Consider the following 19,066-nt stretch of genomic DNA (forward strand, 5'->3'; position numbering starts at 1 on the left):
TATCTAGTCTCTGTTGGTAACTTACGACCCAAAGAGGAGACCATTATGAAGATCGCTGTTATCGGAGCGTCCGGCCGGGGCGGTTCGCGGATTGTCGAGGAATTGTCACGCCGCGGGCATGATGTGACGGCCATCGCGCGTCATCCGGAGAAAATCGCCAAGCTCCCCAACGTCACCGCCAAACAAGGCGATCTCTACGACGCCGGCTTCTCGGACCTGCTGAAAGGCCACGATGCCGTCGTCAGCGCCGTTCATTTCATGGCAAGCGACCCTGAAACTTTGATCGAAGCGGTGCGCAAGGCCGGTGTGAAACGCTACGCGGTTATGGGCGGTGCCGGCAGCCTAGAAGTTGCGCCGGGTGTGCAACTCGTGGATACGCCCAACTTCCCTGCGGCGTACAAAAACGAGGCCCTGAAGGGCGGCGAATTCCTGAAACGGCTTCGCGAAGAAAAAGATCTCGATTGGACCTTTGTATCACCGGCCGCGCTGATCGATTTCGGACAGCGCACCGGTAAGTTCCGTATCGGCGGCGATCAATTGCTGGTCGACGACAAAGGTAACAGCACGATCTCGTTCGAGGACTTTGCCGTCGCAATGGCCGATGAACTCGAACAGCACAAGCATTCGCGTCAGCGTTTTACCGTCGCTTATTGAGCGAGTGTTGCATGAGATGCGGCCACGTTGTGACGTGGCCGCAAACATCGAAACAAAATATCATCGCTCTGGTGCAAAGCCGCTGAATTTCCGCCGTAGCTGCGCCCCAATCGCCCAGCAGCATTTCACGACATTCGCGATGCCATCCGGTATCGGTGTGAACCTGCCTCGTTGGGAGGGGCGACGTGAAACAACCATTCATCTTTGCGATATTTGCGGCAACATTGGCGGGCGCTGCGCCGGCCCAGGCGCAGCATATCGCTGCCGATCTGCTGCCGCCTTATGAAGTGTCGACCATCGTTGCGTCGATGGGAATGCGGCCGCTGGATCGCCCGATCTGGCGCAATGGGCGCTATGTCATCAATGCGATCGATCGCAATGGACGCGAAGTCCGTGTCGTTCTTGATGCGCATGACGGGCAGGTTATCGCCGTGCGGCCGCGCATGCGCGATTACGTTTACGAGCCGCGTTACGGTGCGCCGCCGCCGCCTCCTGAATATCCACGCGGCGCGCCTTACGAGCCACGCTATGACCAGCGTTACGGCGCCCCGCCGCCGCCCGCTGCGATTCCTGGCCGTCCGCCGGCTGACGATGATGACGAATATTTCGATGATGACCGTCTGCAGGGTTCATTGATGCCGCCAGCGGCTCCGCGTGGTGCATCGCCGGCGCCGCGGGAAGCGACGACGGGCAGCGTGCCGCGTCGTGTCACATCGGTCGGGCCGACGGATCGTAAGGCCGATCCTGCCAAACCTGCGAATAGCAAAGCGGCGGTCAACAAGGACAATAAAGGCGCTGCTCCAGTGCCACGTCCGCGTCCGGCTGTTGCAAATGCCAAGCCCGATGAGCCCAGAATAGAGAGGCCCAAGACAATCGGCAGCACGGATGCGGCCGCTGATAAACCGCAGACGTCGGACCACAACACAACCGACAAGAACGCTGCTAAACCAGACAGTGCCAAGCCTGACGCCAAGGAAGCCTCAAATGCCAAGGCGGCGAACCCAGACGCCGCCAAGCCTGAAGTAACGAAGACGGAAGAACCGAAAACGGACATCCGCGTCATCGACATGAGCAAACCGAAGACAGAGGAAAAGCCGGAAGACAAGCCCGGCGAGGCGATCCGGTATTGATTGAACCGGCGTGAACTTGCGCCCCCGGCACGGGGGCGTTTTTTTTGGCCTGGCTAGATCACCATGATTTTGGATCGAAGCGATCCAAAATCATAAACGTGATCGATTCTCATAAGTGAGAGCATGATGTCGTCCGAAAACCGCTTTGCACTTTTCGGCATCATGCTCTGGTGCGAAAGAAAAATGACCGGCCAGTTGGACTGGACCGGTCATTTTCGTTCCGTATCGACATGCGTTACCGTGCATGTCGTGTCGGCTGCTTTGCCCTACTGATGGGCGAAGTCCTTCTGCATCAGCATGCGCACATTCGGGTCAGGATCCTGACCGATATATTTGCCGTTCCCATAGACCGCGTAAGGATTGCGCGGAGTGACCGCAGCGCCATACGACGCGCGGGCTTGCGGTGTAAGGATGATGCGCTGAGCCGGACGAGCGAAGGAGTGCACGGGCTGCGATTCCGGGCCCCCTTCATATGCTTGCGCAAACGCGCTGGTCACAGAGCCCGCGACAAACAGAGCCACGGCCGCGATTTTGAGCGAGGTTTTCATGATGAATCTCCGTATTTGGCGCGACAAACTGTGCCGCTCCACTGCAGCTAATACGGGCCCAAGATATTGCATGTGCGAAAAAGCACAGATCGATAAGGGATGAGGGCGCATGGCCCCGCTATTCGCGCGTCGGATAAATCCAAAAACAAATACGCCCCGGATTGCCCGGGGCGCATTGATTACGCGTACGTGGTTTTCTGGCGCATCAGTTGGGCTTGCGGGACGGCGTTTGTTTCGCACGCTGCTTCGCATATGATTGTCGCGAGCTGGCATCACGAGTTGCTGGCGTAGATGCACCAGACGGGTTGCCCCAAAGGGCCTGGAAGTTGCCTGTCGGCTCGTAACTTCTATTAGTCGTTGCAGGCCCGCCGGATGTCTGGGCGGAGGCTGTGGTTATCAATCCTGCCAGCAGGACACCGGCCACAATGGTTGCTTTGGCCAACATGATAAGGATCTCCCTATAAAACGACATCCAATCTGTCGTTTGAACCCGGAAGATGGCGCGCCGTGAATCACATGCCTGTGCGAAAACGCACATGACGAACGTGGCCTTCCTTCTGGCCCCGCTTTGGAGGACTCCGAGATAGAAACGCCCCGGATCGTCCCGGGGCGCTCCCTTTCTTCAAGCTGCTGGGATTAGGCCGCGGCTTTGGTCTCCACCTGAGCCTCGATCGACTTGCCGTTGATCGGGATCTGGCGCGGCTTCTTCGCCTCCGGAATCTCGCGGACGAGATCGACGTGAAGGAGACCATTCTCAAGCTTGGCGCCCTTCACCTGGACGAAGTCGGCAAGCTGGAATACGCGCTCAAACGCGCGCGCGGCGATACCCTGATAGAGAACCTCGCCGCCCTTCTCCTCAGACTTGGCCTGCTTCTCGCCCTTGATGGTGAGGGTGTTTTCCTTCAACTCGATATGGAGATCGTTCTCGCCGAAGCCCGCAACCGCAACGCTCACGCGATATGCGTTGTCGCCGGTTCGCTCAATGTTGTAGGGCGGATAGCCTGGAGCGGCGTCCGAGCCTGCCTGATCGAGCAGATTGAACAGGCGATCGAAGCCGACGGTGGAACGGTAAAAGGGCGTAAGATCGAAGTGACGCATCGTATGTCCTCCTTTGAAGCAACATCGAATACGGTCCTCCCGTATGGGCAGAACCTTTGGATTGTGCGCCGCCTGATGGCCGGTGCATCCTTGATCTAGGGAGCTTCTTTTTCCAGTCAAGGGGGCAGATTGGTTGCGATTTCAATAGCTTACGGATTTTAGCCGGATGCGGGAACCACCTCGCCGGAGGCCTCAGCCCTGGGGGCGGGCTTTTTTGCGTCGGATCGCGCGCTAACGTATTGATACAGCGTATGATCTTCGGTGACGATTCTGCGCTACCGGATCATGCGCCAACGCGGCCAGCCATCAAGCCGCATTTGCGGTTGTCATCTTCCATGAAGCTCATTTCAATCCCCGCCAATCCCGTCCCGGATGACGCGATCGTCGGAGCCATCAAAACGCCCGATCAGGTGGAGTTGCGCTTTGTGCGCTTTGCACCGCCGGCCGGACGCAAAGGCACGGTCTGTCTCTTTCAGGGCCGCGCGGAATTCATCGAGAAATATTTCGAAACGGTACGCGACCTGCGGGCGCGAGGTTTTGCGGTCGCGACTTTCGACTGGCGCGGGCAAGGATTGTCACAGCATATGCTCAGTGATCGTCGCAAAGGCCATGTCAAAAGCTTTCGTGAATACGAGATCGATCTCGAAACCTTCATGCGCGAAGTTGTGTTGCCCGATTGCCCGCCGCCTTTCTATGCGCTCGGGCATTCGATGGGGGCATCCGTCCTTATTCGTATCGCCAATCGAGGCCTTCGCTGGTTCGACCGCATGGTGCTGTGCGCGCCGCTGATCGATCTGGGACCCAAAAATGCCACGCCATTCGCCCGGCCTGTCGTTCGATGGCTGAATGTCTTCGGCGCGGGCACATCCTATGTGCCGGGCGGATCGTCGACGGTGGTCGCTTCACAGCCCTTCATCGGCAATGTGCTGACATCGGACCCGGTGCGCCACGCGCGGACAGCCGCGATTCTGGAAGCCGAGCCGGAACTGGGCTTGGGATCTCCGACGAACGCCTGGGCGGCGGCCGCTTTCTCGATGATGCGCGATTTCGAGAACGGGTCCTATACGAAGAGCATCCGCCAGCCGATCCTGATGATCGGCGCCAGCCGCGACGAAACGGTGTCAACGCCGGCAATCGAAGCCTTCGGCGGACGGCTGCGGGCAGGCTCGCATCTCATCATTGGCGGTGCACGGCACGAGATGATGATGGAAACCGACCGCTATCGCGGCCAATTGCTGGCGGCCTTTGATGCCTTCGTGCCCGGCACGCCAGCTTATGCATAGGCTAGTCTCGTCCCGCTTCGACCAGTTTATCCGCGAGCAAATGCGGGTTGGTAAAGATCACCTCATGGCTGCCCGGCATCTGCACGAGGCGATAGAGGCCCAGCCGCGACGACATGCGCGGATGCCAGCCCCATTCTGGCCCGGGCGGCAGGGCGATATCCTCGGTACAGTTGAGATAGCTCTTCGGGATTGGCAACGAATAGAATGTTTTTAGCGGCACCTTGTCATTGTGGCTGCGCGAGGGCGTCGGCGACAGCGTGCTGTAGGCCTCGCGAGCGAGCACATCGTCGGCATCGCCGATAAAGGCATCGCGCCATACAGGATAGGGCAACATCACGCCACCGTCCGGTTGCTTCAATTGTGCGAACAATTCGCGGTAGTGCGGCGGGATGTTGTCTTCGAGGCTTTGCCCGTCGAGCAAAACAAATGCATTCCAGAAAACGAGCCGGCGGATGCGATCTGGCACATGCTCTGCGACGGCCTGGATAACGGTGCCGCCGAAGGAGTGCCCAACCAGCACGAAATCATGAAGGTCCGAGGTCTTGATGAAATCGACAACCGACTGGACGCATTCGGCGTGTGAGATGTCTTTTTTGTCGGTGGCCGTATGGCCGGCGACGGTCGGCGCATATGCGCGATGTCCGTTTTGCTCGAGCCGGTCAATGACAGGTTTCCACGCCCGGTTGTCGTGCCAGGAGCCGTGGATGAGAACGAATGTGTAAGCCATGGCGTTTCCCCTCGTTGTTATGGGGCAATGATGCATAACGGCAAAGAGAAGGCGCAACTTTGCGTGCAGTCATCCGCGCCTAAGAGTGCAATGCCTTGCGATAGTCGGCGGGCGCAGTGCCGAACCGCTGCCGGAACCGGCGGGCGAAATGGCTGGGGTTCGAAAAGCCGCAACGCCACGCGATGTCGGTGATCGGGAGTCGGGCAAAGCGCGCATCGTCCAGCAGCGTTTTCGCGCGCTTCAGACGCGCCTCAATCAGTGCTGCGCCGAAGCTCGTGCCGCCTTGAGACAGCACCAGATGCAAATAGCGTTTCGAGATGCCGTGTTCGGAAGCGACCATGGCCGGATCGGTGTTGGGGTCGCAACTCCGTTCCTCGATCGAACGGACAAGACGGCGCAACAGCGAGGCGTTGTGTCGCGGCAGCGGCTCGATGCTTTCGCCATGCGCCAGCGCGATCAAGGCTCCGATCTGGTCGGCCACAATGCCGAATGGAAGAGTAATATGGTCGAGGTTATCTCGCCGAAGATTGCCAAGAGCACTCGCCAATGTGGCGCCCCAGGGTGAATGGGTTGCCAGCGGTGTAACCGTCGAGTCTTCCGGGTGCGGCATCCAGGTGCGCAGCCATTGCTGCGGGATTTGTACCGACAGGCAATCATTCCTGACCGGCAATGAAAAGCGGTAAGGCTCAAGGCTATTCACCAGAAGGCAATGACCAGGTGTGATGACCGCCTCGCGGCCGCATTGTGAAACGCTCATGCGGCCTTCACGCATATAAAGCAGGTAGAAAAAATTCTGCCGGCTTCGTGCAATGGCCGTGCGCGTGCGCCACACCTCTTGCGGATCGGTATCGACGAAATTCAGGTCGATCGGCCCGAACTGGAATTTTGTGAGCTGCGCTGAGAAGCTTTCACACTCGGCGTCAGCCTTCATTTCCAGAAAGGCCTCGCAGATCGCTTCGATCCAGTAGCTCAATGCCATGCCTGGCCTGGCATTGTTCGTCGACCAGAATCCTTCCGGTGCGGCCATAGCGCGCTGGCTCCGTGGGTGAACATTACGCCACGTCGTCGCGCTGTTGACAATGGTTCGCGGCGGCCTCGGCTTCTGCTGGATGGACGGCTATACGCTGAGCCGCTTCATCGCCGCTTCATGCACGCGCTTGTCGCCCGCAGCGATGACGCGTCCGCCGTTCGCGGCCGGTCCGCCATCCCATGACGTCACGATGCCGCCCGCGCCGGTAATGATCGGGATCAGCGGCAGGATATCGTATGGCTTCAGCTCGGTCTCGATCACCAGATCGATGTGCCCCGCCGCCAGCATGCAATAGGCGTAACAATCGCCGCCATAGCGCGAGAGCTTTACGGATTTCTCGACGCTCATGAATGTCGCGCGATCGGTCTCGTTCATCAGCAATGGGCTGGTGGTGAACAGGATCGCATCGGCAAGAGAAGCGCAAGGCCGCACACGTAAGTTGCGGCGTCCGCCCGGACCACGATAGCGCGCGGCGCCGCCATCGCCGGAGAACATCTCCTGCATGAAAGGTTGATGCATCATGCCGAAGACCGGCTCACCAAACCGCGTCAGGGCAACCAGCGTGCCCCAGACCGGCATGCCGGAAATGAAAGATTTTGTGCCGTCGATCGGATCGAGAACCCAAACATATTCGGCATCGGCGCGTTCGTTGCCAAATTCCTCACCGATGATGCCGTGTTCAGGAAAGCTGCGCTTGATCAAAGACCGCATCGCCTGTTCGGCCGCGCGGTCGGCTGCGGTTACCGGATCGAAGTGTCCATGCTCCCCCTTGTCGTCGATGCCCAGCGAAGTGCGGAAAAACGGCAAGATGGTTTCGCCGGAGACCGAAGCCAATTGCTCGACGAATGTCGTGAAATCGATTGTCGTCATGTGTGCCGCCCGTTTGCGTCACACCTAGCCGAGACTTGCAGGACGGGCAACCAATGGCGCTGAGCCATGCGCCACTCATCCTTGTCGTAGGATGCCCGCCATGTCACCAGTTGACTTGCTTTATCGGAGGCCGGGAACCAATGACGACCGAGGCTGCGCATACGCGCCTGTCCACGCATCGGATGCGCGGTGTGGTGGTGCTCGTCGGTATTCTCGGCTGCATCTACAGTATCAGCCAGTTCCTGCGGAATTCCGTCGGAGTCATTGCGCCCAATCTTGCGAGCGAGCTTGATCTCTCGGCGTCGCAGATTGGTTTTCTCGCCAGTGCGTTCTTCTTCGCCTTCGCAGGTGCACAGATCCCGCTGGGTATCGCGCTGGATCGTTACGGGCCACGGCGCTGCATGTTGTTCTGTGCTGCCGTAGCCGTCGCCGGTGCGCTGATCTTTGCCGCTGCGCCATCGCCTGGCTGGCTGATCGCCGCGCGCATTTTGATGGGGCTTGGCTCATCCTGTTATCTGATGGCACCACTCGCCCTCTATGCCAGACAATTCTCTCCGGACCGCTTTGCGACGTTGGTCGGATTTCAGATCGGTCTCGGCTCACTCGGGACGTTGCTGGCGACCGCACCTTTCGCCTTCGCCGTTGCCGTCCTGGGATGGCGGGCCAGCTTCGTCATTATTGCCGCTGCCATGGTGGTTGCAACGCTGGCCATCGTCCTGATCGTTCCGAAAGACGATGGATCGGAAGCGGACCGATCTGCTGAAAGCTTGCGGGACAGTTTTGCCGGCACGCGGGACGCAATACGCACGCCATCGTTCTGGCCGGTCTTCCTGCTTCAGCTCACCGGCTATTCAAGTTTTGTGCTCGTGGTCGGTCTCTGGGGCGGTCCATACCTCACGCACGTTTACGGCTATAGCCTCACCGAGCGCGGCAACATGCTGCTGGTGGCGGTGGTCGCCCAGGTGATCGGCTCCTTTCTCTGGGGGCCGAGCGACCGGCTCTTCAACAGCTACAAGATCCCCGTTCTGGCTGGGAGTTTGCTGACGGCGGGCCTTATGGCGCTGGCAGCCATTGTTGGCGCGTTTTCGCCGACCGGATTGCTGTTGTGGTTCATCGCCCTCGGCGGCATGACCGCTTATCTCACCGTCCTGATCGCGCATGGGAAGTCGCTGTTCCCGCCGAAGCTGGTCGGACGCGGCCTCACGCTGTTCAACATGGCCACAATGGGAGGTGTTTTCCTCACTCAGGCGGCCACCGGATTAATTATCGACCTGTTTCCACAAGTGGACGGGGGGTATTCCGTAGACGCATACCGCACGGTGTTCGCCGTCCAAGCGATCTGTATCTTATTGGGATCACTAGCTTATTTGCGTTCGCGAGATCCGCGAAAACAGCTCTGAATTGTCTTGTGCGCGAGATTAGGTCAGTACCGCTGTCGTTTCGACTTGCTTTTGGTGCGACGCAATGCAATATTGCTGCAGCGCGGCAATGTGCTTCGCACATTCCCGCCGCCCTCCTTGGGCGTTTCCTCCCTAGACTTGGGCCGCTAGTTCGCTAGCGGCCCTTTTTTTTAGAAGCGCATCGTCACGAAAGAAGACCGGCTGCCGCCAGTCTTATCCAGTTTAAAGGCAACCTTCGTTACTCGGCAGCGGACCGATAGGGTCGCAATTCCTCCAGCGGAATCGTCGCCAACCGGTCGGCCAAGGTCTCGATATCCGACGCAAGCCGCCGGAACGAGGCAATCCGCTCGTAGCGCCGCTCGTCCATATACAATGCCCGATTGAATTCGATCTGGATCGCGTGCAGCCCGGCCGACGGGTTGCCGTAATGCTCGGTGATGAAGCCACCGGCATAAGGCTTGTTACGGCTGACACTGTAGCCGAGTGACCGGAGCAGGGCCTCGGTCGTTTCGATCACCGGCGTCACGCAGCTCGTGCCGTAGCGGTCCCCGACCACAATATCGGCCCGCGGCCGGTCATCACGCGAGCCGGTTGCCGACGGCATGGAGTGGCAATCAATCAGCAGCGCCGCGCCAAATTCGCCCTGCACGCGGGTCACCAGTTTCCGCAGCGCCCGGTGATAAGGCTTGTACAGGCTTTCGATCCGCCGCAGCGCGTCGTCGACCGATATGCGCTGGTCGTAGATTTCCTGGGCATCGCCGACCACCCGCGCCACGGTGCCAAGCCCGCCGGCCACGCGCATCGAGCGGGTATTGGCGAAAGACGGCAGTCGTCCATTGAACATGCGCGGATCGAGCTCGTAAGGCTCGCGGTTCACATCCACATAACAGCGCGGGAAATGGGCCCGCATCATGGGATAGCCGCGCGGCACCACGCCTGCGATCAGCTCATCGACAAAGGAGTCCTCGGAACGCCGCAGCGTGGCGACATCCAGCCGGGCCTCCAGCAGAAACGAGCGCGGATAGATCGATCCGCTATGGGGTGAATTGAACACCACCGGACCGCGCCAACGCTCTGGCTCGATGACGTCGAAGGGCGGGTCGAAATCGTCGGAAACGCTCATGCGGGAAGAATTCTGATCCGTCGTGATGTGGAAGCAACATACGGCCACAACACGTGTCCGGATATCTTTTTTTCCGAGGCGAATACGGCATTTTGACTGGCTTTTGCCGGTTCCGCGTCCTCTTTTCACCCGATATTTACCCTCCATCGCGCTAATGGGCTCCGGGGCATGGGGGAAGACCGATCGCCAGAGCGGCCGGCACAGTCTTGCAATCTCAGCCCTGGACATGGATGGATGCTTCCGGCCGGCCGCCCGGCGGATCAAGAGACCAGTTGAGTGATGAACAGCGATCTGCCGAAAATCCTGCTTGCGGAAGACGACACCGATATGCGGCGCTTTCTCGTGAAGGCTCTGCAAAATGCCGGATTTAACGTGGTGTCATATGACAACGGTCTGTCGGCCTATCAGCGGTTGCGCGAAGAACCGTTCGAACTGCTGCTCACCGATATCGTGATGCCGGAAATGGATGGCATTGAGCTGGCGCGCCGGGCTTCCGAACTCGATCCGGACATCAAGATCATGTTCATCACCGGCTTTGCCGCCGTCGCACTGAATGCGGATTCTCAGGCGCCAAAGCATGCCAAGGTTCTCTCAAAGCCAGTGCATCTGCGCGACCTCGTTAACGAGGTGCAGAAGATGCTGGCGGCCTGATCGTCCCGGAACCTTTATAGGGGTCTCATGGTGAAGAGCGACGCGATGCGTCTCGAATCTATGAGGCGGTCGGGAATGCGAGAGAATCAACGCCGCCGCTTCAAATCACTCACGATCACCTTCGCCGCATTATGTCCTGGCGCGCCGGTAACGCCGCCGCCAGGATGCGTGCCCGAGCCGCAGAGATAAAGACCGGCAACGGGGCTCCGATAATCGGCATGGCCGAGCATCGGCCGCGCCGAGAAAATCTGGTCGAGCGACATCGCTCCATGAAAGATGTCGCCGCCGATCAGGCCGAAATCGCGTTCGAGGTCAAGCGGCGTCAGCGCCTTGCGCGCAATCACACTTTGCTTGAAGCCGGGCGCGAAGCGATCGACGGTCGCGATCATCAGGTCGGCGACCTCGTCGCGATGATCATCCCATGATGTTCCGTCCGGCAGTTCCGGCGCGGCATGCTGACAAAACAGGCTCGCGACATGCTGACCCTTCGGAGCCAGTGTGTCGTCGAGTGTCGATGGAATCAGCATTTCCACGATCGGCTCGCGGCTCCAGCCGAATTTGCGCGCATCGTCGTAGGCGCGGTCCATATAACCGAGCGAGGGAGCCAGAATGATTCCGGCGGTATGATGGTCGCCACACGCGCGGGCGGGCAGGACGGTGAAGCTCGGCAATTCCGAGAGCGCGACATTCATACGGAAGGTGCCGGAACCGCATTTCCATCTTTTCATCCGTGCCGAGAATTCCGGCGGTAGAGCTTCGTTCGGAACGAGCCGTTCATAAAGCAGTCGTGGATTGACGTTGGAGACGACGGCTCTCGCGCGAATGATGCGGCCATCGTCGAGTACAACGCCATTCGTGCGGCTTTTCTCGACAATCAACTCGCGTACGCCAGCCTTGGTCTCGATATCAACGCCGCGCGAGCGAGCCGATTTCGCCATCGCCTGCGTGATCGCGCCCATGCCGCCTATTGCGTGGCCCCAGATGCCCTTCTTGCCATTCACTTCGCCGAAGCAGTGATGCAGCAGCACATAGGCCGAACCCGGTGTGTAGGGGCTGGCGTAATTGCCGACCACGGCGTCGAAACCGAATACGGCCTTCACGGGATCGGATTCGAACCAGCCATCGAGATAATCGGCGGCCGATTTCGCGAACAGATCAAGCAAGGCGCGCTGGCGTTCGATATTGAGGTTGCGCAGCCGCTTGCCGACGAAGGCCAGCCGTAATGCCTCGCGGAAACTCCGCGCGCTCCATCCCTGGACAAGGTTCGGGGGCGCTTGCAGCACCAAATCGCGCAGCACATCGGCGATGTCGTTGAGTTCGTCGCTGAACGCATCGTAATTCGCCGCGTCCTTCTCGCTGAATTTCGCGATCTCGCGCTTCGTGCGACCCTCGCCGGTCAGGAGATAGCGTCCGTCGTCGCTCGGCAGAAAGTTCAACGCGCGCCGTTCGACGATTTTCAGTCCATGCCATGGTAGCTCGAGATCGCGGATCACCTTGGGATTGAGCAGGCTGACGGTGTAAGCCGCGACCGAGTTACGGAAGCCGGGATAAAATTCTTCCGTCACCGCAGCGCCGCCCACCTCCGAGCGGCGCTCGACCATCTTCACCTTCAGTCCGGCCATGCCGAGATAAGCGGCACAGACGAGCCCGTTATGGCCCGCGCCGATGATGACCACGTCGTAGGGATCGCTCACTGTCGCGCCTAGTGTCCCGATTCCGAAGTTCGTATCCTATCGCGGCGGCCTCTTATACGAACTTCGGAATCGAAGGACACTAGCAAATCATTGAATCCAGTGTGGCTTTGGTTCAGAGGTCCGCATTTCGGGCTCGCTGCGGGAATCATGCGGACTTCTGAACTGCCACACCAGTGCTCTTCCGGCCCGGGCCACCGTGAAAGCCGGGAAAGTGAATGTCTATTCCGCCGGCGCGACCGATTGCTTTTTGCGGACCCACAGCATCAACGGAATGCCGACGGCCAGCACTGCCACGCCAAACAGCGCGCCACGGCCAGTATAGACCAGGCTGGAATAGACCAGATAGGCGCAAATTAGGCAGAAAAGTGCAGGAACGACCGGATACAACGGGACACGGAACGGCCGCTCGCGTTGTGGGTCCTTCTGCCGCAGCACAAAGAACGAGACGCCAACCAGCAACAGGAAGAACCAGAAAACGGGTGCCGTATATTCGACCATTGCCTTGAATCCGTCGCGCGCAATGGCACCGAAGAAGACGAGGGTCATCGCGATGACGCTTTGCAGGATGATGGCGTTGCGCGGGTTGTTGCGCGCGGCGTCCCAGACCTGTAGGCGCTCGAGCGAGAGATCCTGGCCGAGTGCGTGATATAAACGAGCACCGGTGAAGATGCTGGCGTTCATGGTCGACAATGCCGCGCAGCAGACGATGAGGCTCACCACCATGGCGCCGATGGGACCGAGGCCGGCGCGCATGACATCGGCCGCAATCGTGTCGCTTTTGCGCAGCCCCTCAAGCCCAAGCGCCATCAGATAAGCGATGTTCACCAGCACATAGACGGAGGTGACGATAGCGGTGCCGATCAAGAGGATGCGCACCATGTCGCGTCGCACGTTGCGCACATCGGCCGAGAGATAGGCCGCTTCGTTCCAGCCGCCATAGGTCAGGAGAATGAACACCATGGCCAGTCCGACCATGCCGTATCCGGAGTCGCCGGCAGCGGGAGCCGCCGCTTTCGATCCGCCATTCATGAAGCCGATGATCACGATGGCCAGCATCGCCGCAACCAGAAGCGTGGTGAGGATGTTCTGCGCCGTTTTGCTTTCGTAGGTGCCGGAAATGTTAATCAGCGTCAGGATCAGGAGACCCGCGCCGGCATAGATCGCCGGTCCATAGGAGCCCAGCGGCAAAATTTCTTGCGCATAATCGCCCAGTACAAAGGCGACGGCGGCAATCGCGCCGGTCTGGATAACGGTCGTTCGTGCCCAGGCAAACAGGAAGCCGACCGACGGCCCGAGTGCTCTGGTCAGAAAATGATATTCACCGCCGGTCGAAGGATATGCCGCAGCCAATTCCGCGTAGACCAGAGCTCCAATCAGAGTGGTCAGTCCGCCGGCGATCCAAAGTCCGACGAATGTCCATTCGTTCGGGCTGAACGTTGCCACAAGCTGTGGCGTCTTGAAGATGCCGATGCCGATGATGATGCCGACCATCATCAGTGCGCCATCGAGAACGGAGAGGCTCGCGCGCGGTGCGCCGGAGGTTTGCGTTGCCATGATTGTCATCCGGCGCCAGAGGCGCTTCCCTAAAAAGTCGTAATGGCGATCATAAATACGAAAGACGCTCCCCGGCTGGAAAGCGTCTTTCTCATTGTGTCGGTTTCGACGGCCGCTGCAAAGCCTTTACGCCTTGGTGGCCTTCCAATTGGCGCCGCTGATGGTGTTGCCATCGACTTTACCGGTATAGGTCTGACCGTTAATCGTGAAGGATATGTCGGCGCCCGTCAGCTTGCCGTCGGTGATGTCGACCGATTTTCCGTCCATTTCGGCCTTGCCGGTGAAGAACTGATATTTTTGATCGAGCGTCACCTTCATCTTGTTGGGACCGTCGAACTGCCAGGTGCCGTTCACCTTGGCCGGCACGATCCAGAAATAGACATTGCGGCCGTCGACATTTTCATGAACCTCAGGCTTCCAGTCTCCCATGTCGAAAGCATGCGAGACGATGCGAGAGCCCGGCTTCATGGTGTCGAGGATCTTCGGACGCAGCCGCAGATTGATGTCGGTGAGGAGATACATCGCCATTACGTCGGCTTTGCTGAGGTCTTCCTCGAACAGGTTGGCGATCTTGAATTCGACCTTGTCGGTCACGCCGGCGGCCTTGGCGTTCTCGTTGGCTTCCTTGATGCGCTGCGGGTTGATGTCGACACCGTAACCGCGCGCGCCGCGCTTTGCTGCTGTCACCACCATGCGGCCGTCGCCACAGCCGAAATCGATCATGTAATCGCCCTGTTTGACGTCGGCGAGTTGCAGCATCCGATCCACCACCTGCTGCGGCGTCGGGACGTAAATGACGTCGAGGCGCGGTTCCTGCTGGGCATAGACAGCACCGGCCGTGAGACCCGCTACGAGGGTCAACGCATAGAAGGTCGGACGCAACACTGCGAAACGCGAAGCCATATTTTCGAACTCCCTCTTGGCCTATCCGGCCATTCTTCCCGGCGCCGGCCGGCATCGCAACGGGATACACCTTAGCCGCTGCGCTTATTCCCTTGGTGTCATGCGCGAAAAAGAGGAGGGGGGCTGAGGGTTGTCATCCGCCCGCATCTGGTAGCGATCCGGCGCGCGTCTGCGTTGCCATGTCGCAAGCGGATCGTGAGGACGTTCGGTACCGGAGGAATGGTGGGCGCGACAGGGATCGAACCTGTGACCCCTACCATGTCAAGGTAGTGCTCTTCCGCTGAGCTACGCGCCCGCTTTATTTTGCGGATATGAGGCGCCCCTATAGTCGCTCCCCGGAACCGACGCAAGCGCGGGGAGTGCACATTCATCCGGAGTTCATCGCCAGTCCCAAAAAATCCCTCTGGCCGCGCGTGGCGGCATTTGCCCAGACGAAACGTTTCCAATCATCGGCTGGTGGAACCTCACGGGGAGCTGCACATGATGACGTTGGTTTCGAAGATCGCCTTGGTCGTAGCGGTAGCAGGGGTGGCGACGGCCGTTTCGACGGCAGACTCGCTGGCGCGTGGCAAGAAAGCGGCGGCGCCAGCGCCGGCGGCCTGTTCGCCCTGGACCTATAAGGTGGCCGCCTGTACCGGCAATGCCTGCTCGATGCAGCGCTGCGGCTTGAGTGGTACTTGGCAACCCTCGATCGCCTGGTGCTGGAAGCCCTGGTGCCCGGCCTGAGATTTGGAGGAAACTTTCCAACGGAGAGGGCTGCGCCGGTCGCGGAACCCTTTCTTTTTGCAAGTTTTCGGGGTCTTATCGTACCCTTTCCGCAGCTATTCCGTTGACTTCCAGGTCTCTCCTGCCTAGTTTCCGCGCGAATTCCGGGCCGCGAACGCTCACCAGCGACGTGCGGCCTTTGTGTTTATAGGCTGCTCTGCGGCCGTGACAAAAATAGAGATCGGCCATGAAAGTCCGCAATTCGCTCAAGTCGCTGCGTGCGCGTCACCGCGACAATCGTCTCGTCCGCCGCAAGGGCCGGGTCTACGTGATCAACAAGACCCAGCGCCGTTTCAAGGCCCGTCAGGGCTGAGGCCGTTTGGCCCCACCAAGGGGCGCTTTTTTCACGCAGGCGTGATTCTTTTGAAGGCTTGCCCGCCCGTCTGGCGGGTTTAAGCTGTTGGGCATGCCTTACGCGCGAATCCGCTTCCGTCTGATCGCTGCCATCTGCGCCTTTTTGGTCGCGACCCCGATCGCCGCACAAGAAGGCGGCCTGCCGCAGCCGCCCGATAAGCTGCCGAAAATCCAGCGCGGCCAGGATATCGAATTCCTCTTCGGTGCCTTGAAGGCAGCGCCCGATGCCGAAACCGCCAAGGCGGTGGAGGGGCGGATCTGGTCGCTGTGGATGATATCTCCGAGCGACACGGCCAATCTGCTGATGACGCGGGTGCGGACTGCGGTTGGGGTCAAGAATCTCGATCTTGCGGTGACGCTGCTCGATTCCATCGTCATGCTGCGTCCCGATTATGTTGAGGCGTGGAACAGACGCGCGACGATCAATTATATGCGCAAGGATTACGGCCCCGCGCTCGAGGATATCCAGCAAGTGCTGGCGCGCGAGCCGCGGCATTTCGGGGCGCTCGTCGGACTTGGGCTGATCATGCAGGAGCTCGGTGAGGACAAGCGGGCTCTAGAGGTCTATCGCAAGGCGATCGAGATCAATCCGCATCTGCCGCGCATCCCCGATCTCATCAAGTCACTCGGCGAGAAGGTCGAGGGCCGGGATATCTGATCGCCTGACCGCCAGTGCGTTTTCGCCAGACAGCTAGTGGAATTGAAGCGCTTGGCTCAACGCCACCCGTTGATTGGTGAAGCCCGCAGGAATGGGCGGTAACCGCATCGATCGCACTATATTTTCGATGGTTCGATCAAAAGCCGCATTACCGCTGGACTGCGCGATGCGTGCCGATTCAATCCGCCCAGTTTTGTGCGCGACAAACTGAACGATCGCCGTCGCCCGCCTGATCCCGTATTTGCGCTGCAAATGCACGATTTTTGCGCCTCTGAATTGTGAAAGAACTTTTCTCGAGACGTCCGTATACCAGCCGAGGGCAATCCCTTGGGCATTGTGATGTTGTGCGGATACTGAACTTGGGCAAACTAAGCATAAGAGAAAGCAAATAGAAAAAAGAGCGCGCATCGTTGTTTCTCCGTGCGCAAATTGATACCGTCGTCGCGCAATGGAGTGCAACGCTGCTCGGGGTTGTTGAGAGGTTTTCTAATTCCTGACCGCTTGACGGGAATGCAGCCAAAGCACGCGGTCGGTTGTCCGCCAACTATTCACAAGCTGTTTCTGTACCATTGGGAAAAGCCGGAGTATCGCACTCGCCGATAGGTGCGTTGCTAGTGATCGGCCTGATCGGCTCCAACAAACGCAATCCGAAGCATGTTTGTTGCACCCGGGGTACCGAGCGGCACGCCGGCGACGATGATGACGCGACGCCCGGCTTTGGCAAAACCGTCGCTGAAGGCGATGCGGCAGGCGCGTTCGACCATGTCGTCCTGATCGTGCGCATCTTCTGCCACGACGCAATGCACGCCCCAGACCAGCGATAGTCTGCGCCCCGTTGCGATATTCGGCGAGATCGCGACGACAGGCGGCATCGGCCGCTCGCGGGCAACGCGAAAGGCCGTGGAGCCTGAGAACGTCCAGCAGATGACCGTGGACAGATCGAGCGTTTCGGCGATCTGACGCGCAGCAGCGGCAATCGCGTCGGCGCCGGTCGCTTCCGGCTCGGCGCGCTGCGCCTGGATGACGGAGCGATAGGTCGGATCGCGCTCCACTTCCTCGGCAATGCGGTTCATGGTGGCAACCGCTTCGACAGGATATTGCCCGGCGGCGGATTCCGCAGACAGCATGATCGCATCTGCGCCTTCGAACACGGCGATCGAGACGTCCGAGACTTCAGCGCGTGTCGGCACCGGGCTGGTGATCATTGATTCCAGCATCTGTGTTGCGACGATAACCGGCTTGCCGGCCCGGCGCGCCGCGCGCGTGATCTGCTTCTGAATGCCCGGCACTTTCTCAAGCGGCATTTCAACACCGAGGTCGCCGCGCGCAACCATCAATGAGTCGGTGACTTCCAGGATTTCTTCAAGCCGTGTAACGGCTTGCGGCTTTTCGATCTTGGCCATGATTGCAGCGCGACCGCGTGCAATTTTCTTGGCTTCCGCTATGTCATCCGGCCGCTGGATGAACGACAGGGCTAGCCAGTCAATGCCTGCATTCAAGGCCGCGTCGAGATCGGAGCGATCCTTCTCTGTCAGCGCAGAGAAGGGCAGTGTGGTTTCCGGCAAACTGACGCCCTTGCGGTCCGACAATTTGCCGCCGACTTCCACACGTGTCGTCAGTTGACCGGGCGCCTTGTCGATGCAGATCAGTCGAACCTTGCCGTCGTCGAGCAGCAAGGTCTGACCGGGCTGCGTGGCTTCGAGAATTTCCGGGTGCGGCAGATAGACACGACCGGCATCGCCGGCTTCCTTGTTGGAATCGAGGACGAAGGTGTCGCCCTTCTTCACCATCGTGAAGCCGCCCCCGAACGTTCCAAGCCGCAGCTTCGGTCCCTGCAGATCGACCAGGATACCGATCGGGCGACCTTGCTCATGCTCGATCGAACGGATCATATCGATGAGTTCGCGCATGCGGTCATGCGAGGTATGACTCATGTTGATGCGAAACACGTCGGCGCCGGCTTCGAACAGACGGGTGATGACGTTGCGGTCACCCGAGGCGGGTCCGAGGGTGGCGACGATTTTGGTGCGGCGCTGCCGTCTCATCGTTTCTGATTTCCATTCGGTGTGATCGGCACAACGCCGGTGGGCGGGCGCGTTCCGGTTTGCGGCAGGGTGACGGATGGAATGCCGGGTGTCAGCGGAGCCTGGTCACTGGTTTCGGTGAGCTGCACGGTCCAGGAGCGCTGCTCGCCGGTATCGACTTCGAAAAAGCCGGTGCGGTCGAAGCCGCGCGCCAGGCAATCCTCGGTCCCGCGGATCGTATATTCCTTCTCGCGCGTACACATGAATGCTTTGCCTGACCACTCGCCGCCGCGGTCGTAGTCGATGGCATAGACATAATAAAATCGTGCGACGAGATTGCCGCGCAGGAGCGTCTCGCAGGAGCGGGGGGCGAGATTCCACCAACCTTCGGTGACCCAGCCGTCATTGTCCTTGTAGCCCAGCGAAATGCCGACTTTGCCGCCGGTATTGTTGCAGAGGCGGAAATCCGCAGACGCGCTGCCGCTCCATACACAGACAAACATCACCGCAAGCGCGGCAATACGCGCCATGGGTATGTCGAACAGGCGGAGCAGCAGGCTGGGTCCCAATCGGATCACGGTCGTTCAGAGGATGCTAGCA

20 protein-coding genes and 1 tRNA gene are annotated in these 19,066 nt (G+C 59.6%); 8 read left to right on the forward strand and 13 right to left on the reverse strand.

Translation table 11 applies throughout. The annotated features are described in order from the left end of the window. Positions 1 to 45 precede the first annotated feature (45 nt). Positions 46 to 654, forward strand: coding sequence for an NAD(P)-dependent oxidoreductase (locus CAK95_RS16455; RefSeq protein WP_086088886.1), 609 nt, complete (start codon positions 46 to 48; stop codon positions 652 to 654). Positions 655 to 839: 185 nt separating this feature from the next. Next, entirely contained in the window at positions 840 to 1,784 is a 945-nt protein-coding gene (locus CAK95_RS16460; protein ID WP_086088887.1) for a prolipoprotein diacylglyceryl transferase, read from the forward strand. Between the two features lie 266 nt (positions 1,785 to 2,050). Here CAK95_RS16460 and CAK95_RS16465 read toward each other — a convergent pair whose 3' ends face one another. After that, positions 2,051 to 2,332, reverse strand: coding sequence for a hypothetical protein (locus tag CAK95_RS16465; protein WP_086088888.1), 282 nt, complete (start codon positions 2,330 to 2,332; stop codon positions 2,051 to 2,053). Between the two features lie 636 nt (positions 2,333 to 2,968). Continuing rightward, positions 2,969 to 3,430 carry an Hsp20 family protein gene (locus CAK95_RS16470; protein WP_086088889.1) on the reverse strand — a complete coding sequence of 154 codons (462 nt, stop codon included), beginning with the start codon at positions 3,428 to 3,430 and terminating at the stop codon, positions 2,969 to 2,971. A gap of 335 nt (positions 3,431 to 3,765) precedes the next feature. Here CAK95_RS16470 and CAK95_RS16475 point away from each other — a divergent pair, with 335 nt between their 5' ends. Further along, positions 3,766 to 4,713, forward strand: a complete 948-nt coding sequence (locus tag CAK95_RS16475; RefSeq protein ID WP_086091467.1) for an alpha/beta hydrolase — start codon at positions 3,766 to 3,768, stop codon at positions 4,711 to 4,713. 1 nt (position 4,714) lies between these two features. Here the strand turns inward: CAK95_RS16475 and CAK95_RS16480 are convergent, their stop codons facing one another. From CAK95_RS16480 to hisN, 3 genes are all read right to left on the reverse strand, one after another. Then, positions 4,715 to 5,440, reverse strand: coding sequence for an alpha/beta fold hydrolase (locus tag CAK95_RS16480; protein ID WP_086088890.1), 726 nt, complete (start codon positions 5,438 to 5,440; stop codon positions 4,715 to 4,717). Between the two features lie 79 nt (positions 5,441 to 5,519). Further along, positions 5,520 to 6,467, reverse strand: a complete 948-nt coding sequence (locus tag CAK95_RS16485) for a helix-turn-helix domain-containing protein (protein ID WP_086088891.1) — start codon at positions 6,465 to 6,467, stop codon at positions 5,520 to 5,522. A 90-nt stretch (positions 6,468 to 6,557) separates the two neighbouring features. Continuing rightward, the gene (gene hisN / locus CAK95_RS16490; protein ID WP_086088892.1) at positions 6,558 to 7,340 is read right to left on the reverse strand and encodes a histidinol-phosphatase; all 783 of its coding nucleotides are present in this window, start codon (positions 7,338 to 7,340) and stop codon (positions 6,558 to 6,560) included. Between the two features lie 140 nt (positions 7,341 to 7,480). Here hisN and CAK95_RS16495 point away from each other — a divergent pair, with 140 nt between their 5' ends. Continuing rightward, positions 7,481 to 8,740 (forward strand): MFS transporter, encoded by a 1,260-nt coding sequence (locus tag CAK95_RS16495; protein ID WP_157699651.1) that lies wholly within the window; start codon positions 7,481 to 7,483, stop codon positions 8,738 to 8,740. Positions 8,741 to 8,978: 238 nt separating this feature from the next. On the opposite strand, the gene CAK95_RS16500 is transcribed toward CAK95_RS16495, so the two are convergent. Further along, positions 8,979 to 9,863 carry an N-formylglutamate amidohydrolase gene (locus tag CAK95_RS16500; RefSeq protein ID WP_086088894.1) on the reverse strand — a complete coding sequence of 295 codons (885 nt, stop codon included), beginning with the start codon at positions 9,861 to 9,863 and terminating at the stop codon, positions 8,979 to 8,981. A 279-nt stretch (positions 9,864 to 10,142) separates the two neighbouring features. On the opposite strand from CAK95_RS16500, the gene cpdR reads away from it, so the two are divergent. Continuing rightward, entirely contained in the window at positions 10,143 to 10,514 is a 372-nt protein-coding gene (gene cpdR / locus CAK95_RS16505; protein ID WP_245303867.1) for a cell cycle two-component system response regulator CpdR, read from the forward strand. Between the two features lie 86 nt (positions 10,515 to 10,600). Here cpdR and CAK95_RS16510 read toward each other — a convergent pair whose 3' ends face one another. The 4 genes from CAK95_RS16510 to CAK95_RS16525 form a co-directional block, all read right to left on the reverse strand. Further along, entirely contained in the window at positions 10,601 to 12,208 is a 1,608-nt protein-coding gene (locus CAK95_RS16510; protein WP_086088895.1) for a phytoene desaturase family protein, read from the reverse strand. A gap of 219 nt (positions 12,209 to 12,427) precedes the next feature. Continuing rightward, the gene (locus CAK95_RS16515; RefSeq protein WP_245303432.1) at positions 12,428 to 13,762 is read right to left on the reverse strand and encodes an APC family permease; all 1,335 of its coding nucleotides are present in this window, start codon (positions 13,760 to 13,762) and stop codon (positions 12,428 to 12,430) included. A 126-nt stretch (positions 13,763 to 13,888) separates the two neighbouring features. Continuing rightward, complete coding sequence (locus CAK95_RS16520) at positions 13,889 to 14,665, reverse strand: SAM-dependent methyltransferase (RefSeq protein ID WP_086088897.1); 777 nt, start codon at positions 14,663 to 14,665, stop codon at positions 13,889 to 13,891. A gap of 220 nt (positions 14,666 to 14,885) precedes the next feature. Further along, a tRNA-Val gene (locus CAK95_RS16525) sits at positions 14,886 to 14,960 on the reverse strand. A gap of 185 nt (positions 14,961 to 15,145) precedes the next feature. Here CAK95_RS16525 and CAK95_RS16530 point away from each other — a divergent pair. The 3 genes from CAK95_RS16530 to CAK95_RS16540 all read left to right on the forward strand — a co-directional run bounded on the left by CAK95_RS16530 (position 15,146) and on the right by CAK95_RS16540 (position 16,442). Continuing rightward, positions 15,146 to 15,391, forward strand: a complete 246-nt coding sequence (locus tag CAK95_RS16530) for a hypothetical protein (protein WP_086088898.1) — start codon at positions 15,146 to 15,148, stop codon at positions 15,389 to 15,391. Between the two features lie 226 nt (positions 15,392 to 15,617). Next, positions 15,618 to 15,743, forward strand: coding sequence for a type B 50S ribosomal protein L36 (ykgO, locus tag CAK95_RS16535; RefSeq protein WP_011509735.1), 126 nt, complete (start codon positions 15,618 to 15,620; stop codon positions 15,741 to 15,743). Between the two features lie 93 nt (positions 15,744 to 15,836). Beyond that, entirely contained in the window at positions 15,837 to 16,442 is a 606-nt protein-coding gene (locus tag CAK95_RS16540) for a tetratricopeptide repeat protein (protein WP_086088899.1), read from the forward strand. Between the two features lie 33 nt (positions 16,443 to 16,475). On the opposite strand, the gene CAK95_RS16545 is transcribed toward CAK95_RS16540, so the two are convergent. From CAK95_RS16545 to CAK95_RS16555, 3 genes are all read right to left on the reverse strand, one after another. Continuing rightward, on the reverse strand, positions 16,476 to 16,850 hold the full coding sequence (locus CAK95_RS16545; RefSeq protein ID WP_086088900.1) for a TonB family protein: 375 nt from the start codon (positions 16,848 to 16,850) through the stop codon (positions 16,476 to 16,478). Positions 16,851 to 17,053: 203 nt separating this feature from the next. Further along, positions 17,054 to 18,487 (reverse strand): pyruvate kinase, encoded by a 1,434-nt coding sequence (gene pyk / locus CAK95_RS16550; RefSeq protein WP_086088901.1) that lies wholly within the window; start codon positions 18,485 to 18,487, stop codon positions 17,054 to 17,056. Next, positions 18,484 to 18,996, reverse strand: a complete 513-nt coding sequence (locus CAK95_RS16555) for a DUF1036 domain-containing protein (protein WP_086091469.1) — start codon at positions 18,994 to 18,996, stop codon at positions 18,484 to 18,486. The genes pyk and CAK95_RS16555 overlap by 4 nt, the downstream gene beginning before the upstream one ends. Between the last annotated feature and the right edge of the window lie 70 nt (positions 18,997 to 19,066).

It is taken from the genome of Pseudorhodoplanes sinuspersici, assembly GCF_002119765.1.
Taxonomy (GTDB): domain Bacteria; phylum Pseudomonadota; class Alphaproteobacteria; order Rhizobiales; family Xanthobacteraceae; genus Pseudorhodoplanes; species Pseudorhodoplanes sinuspersici.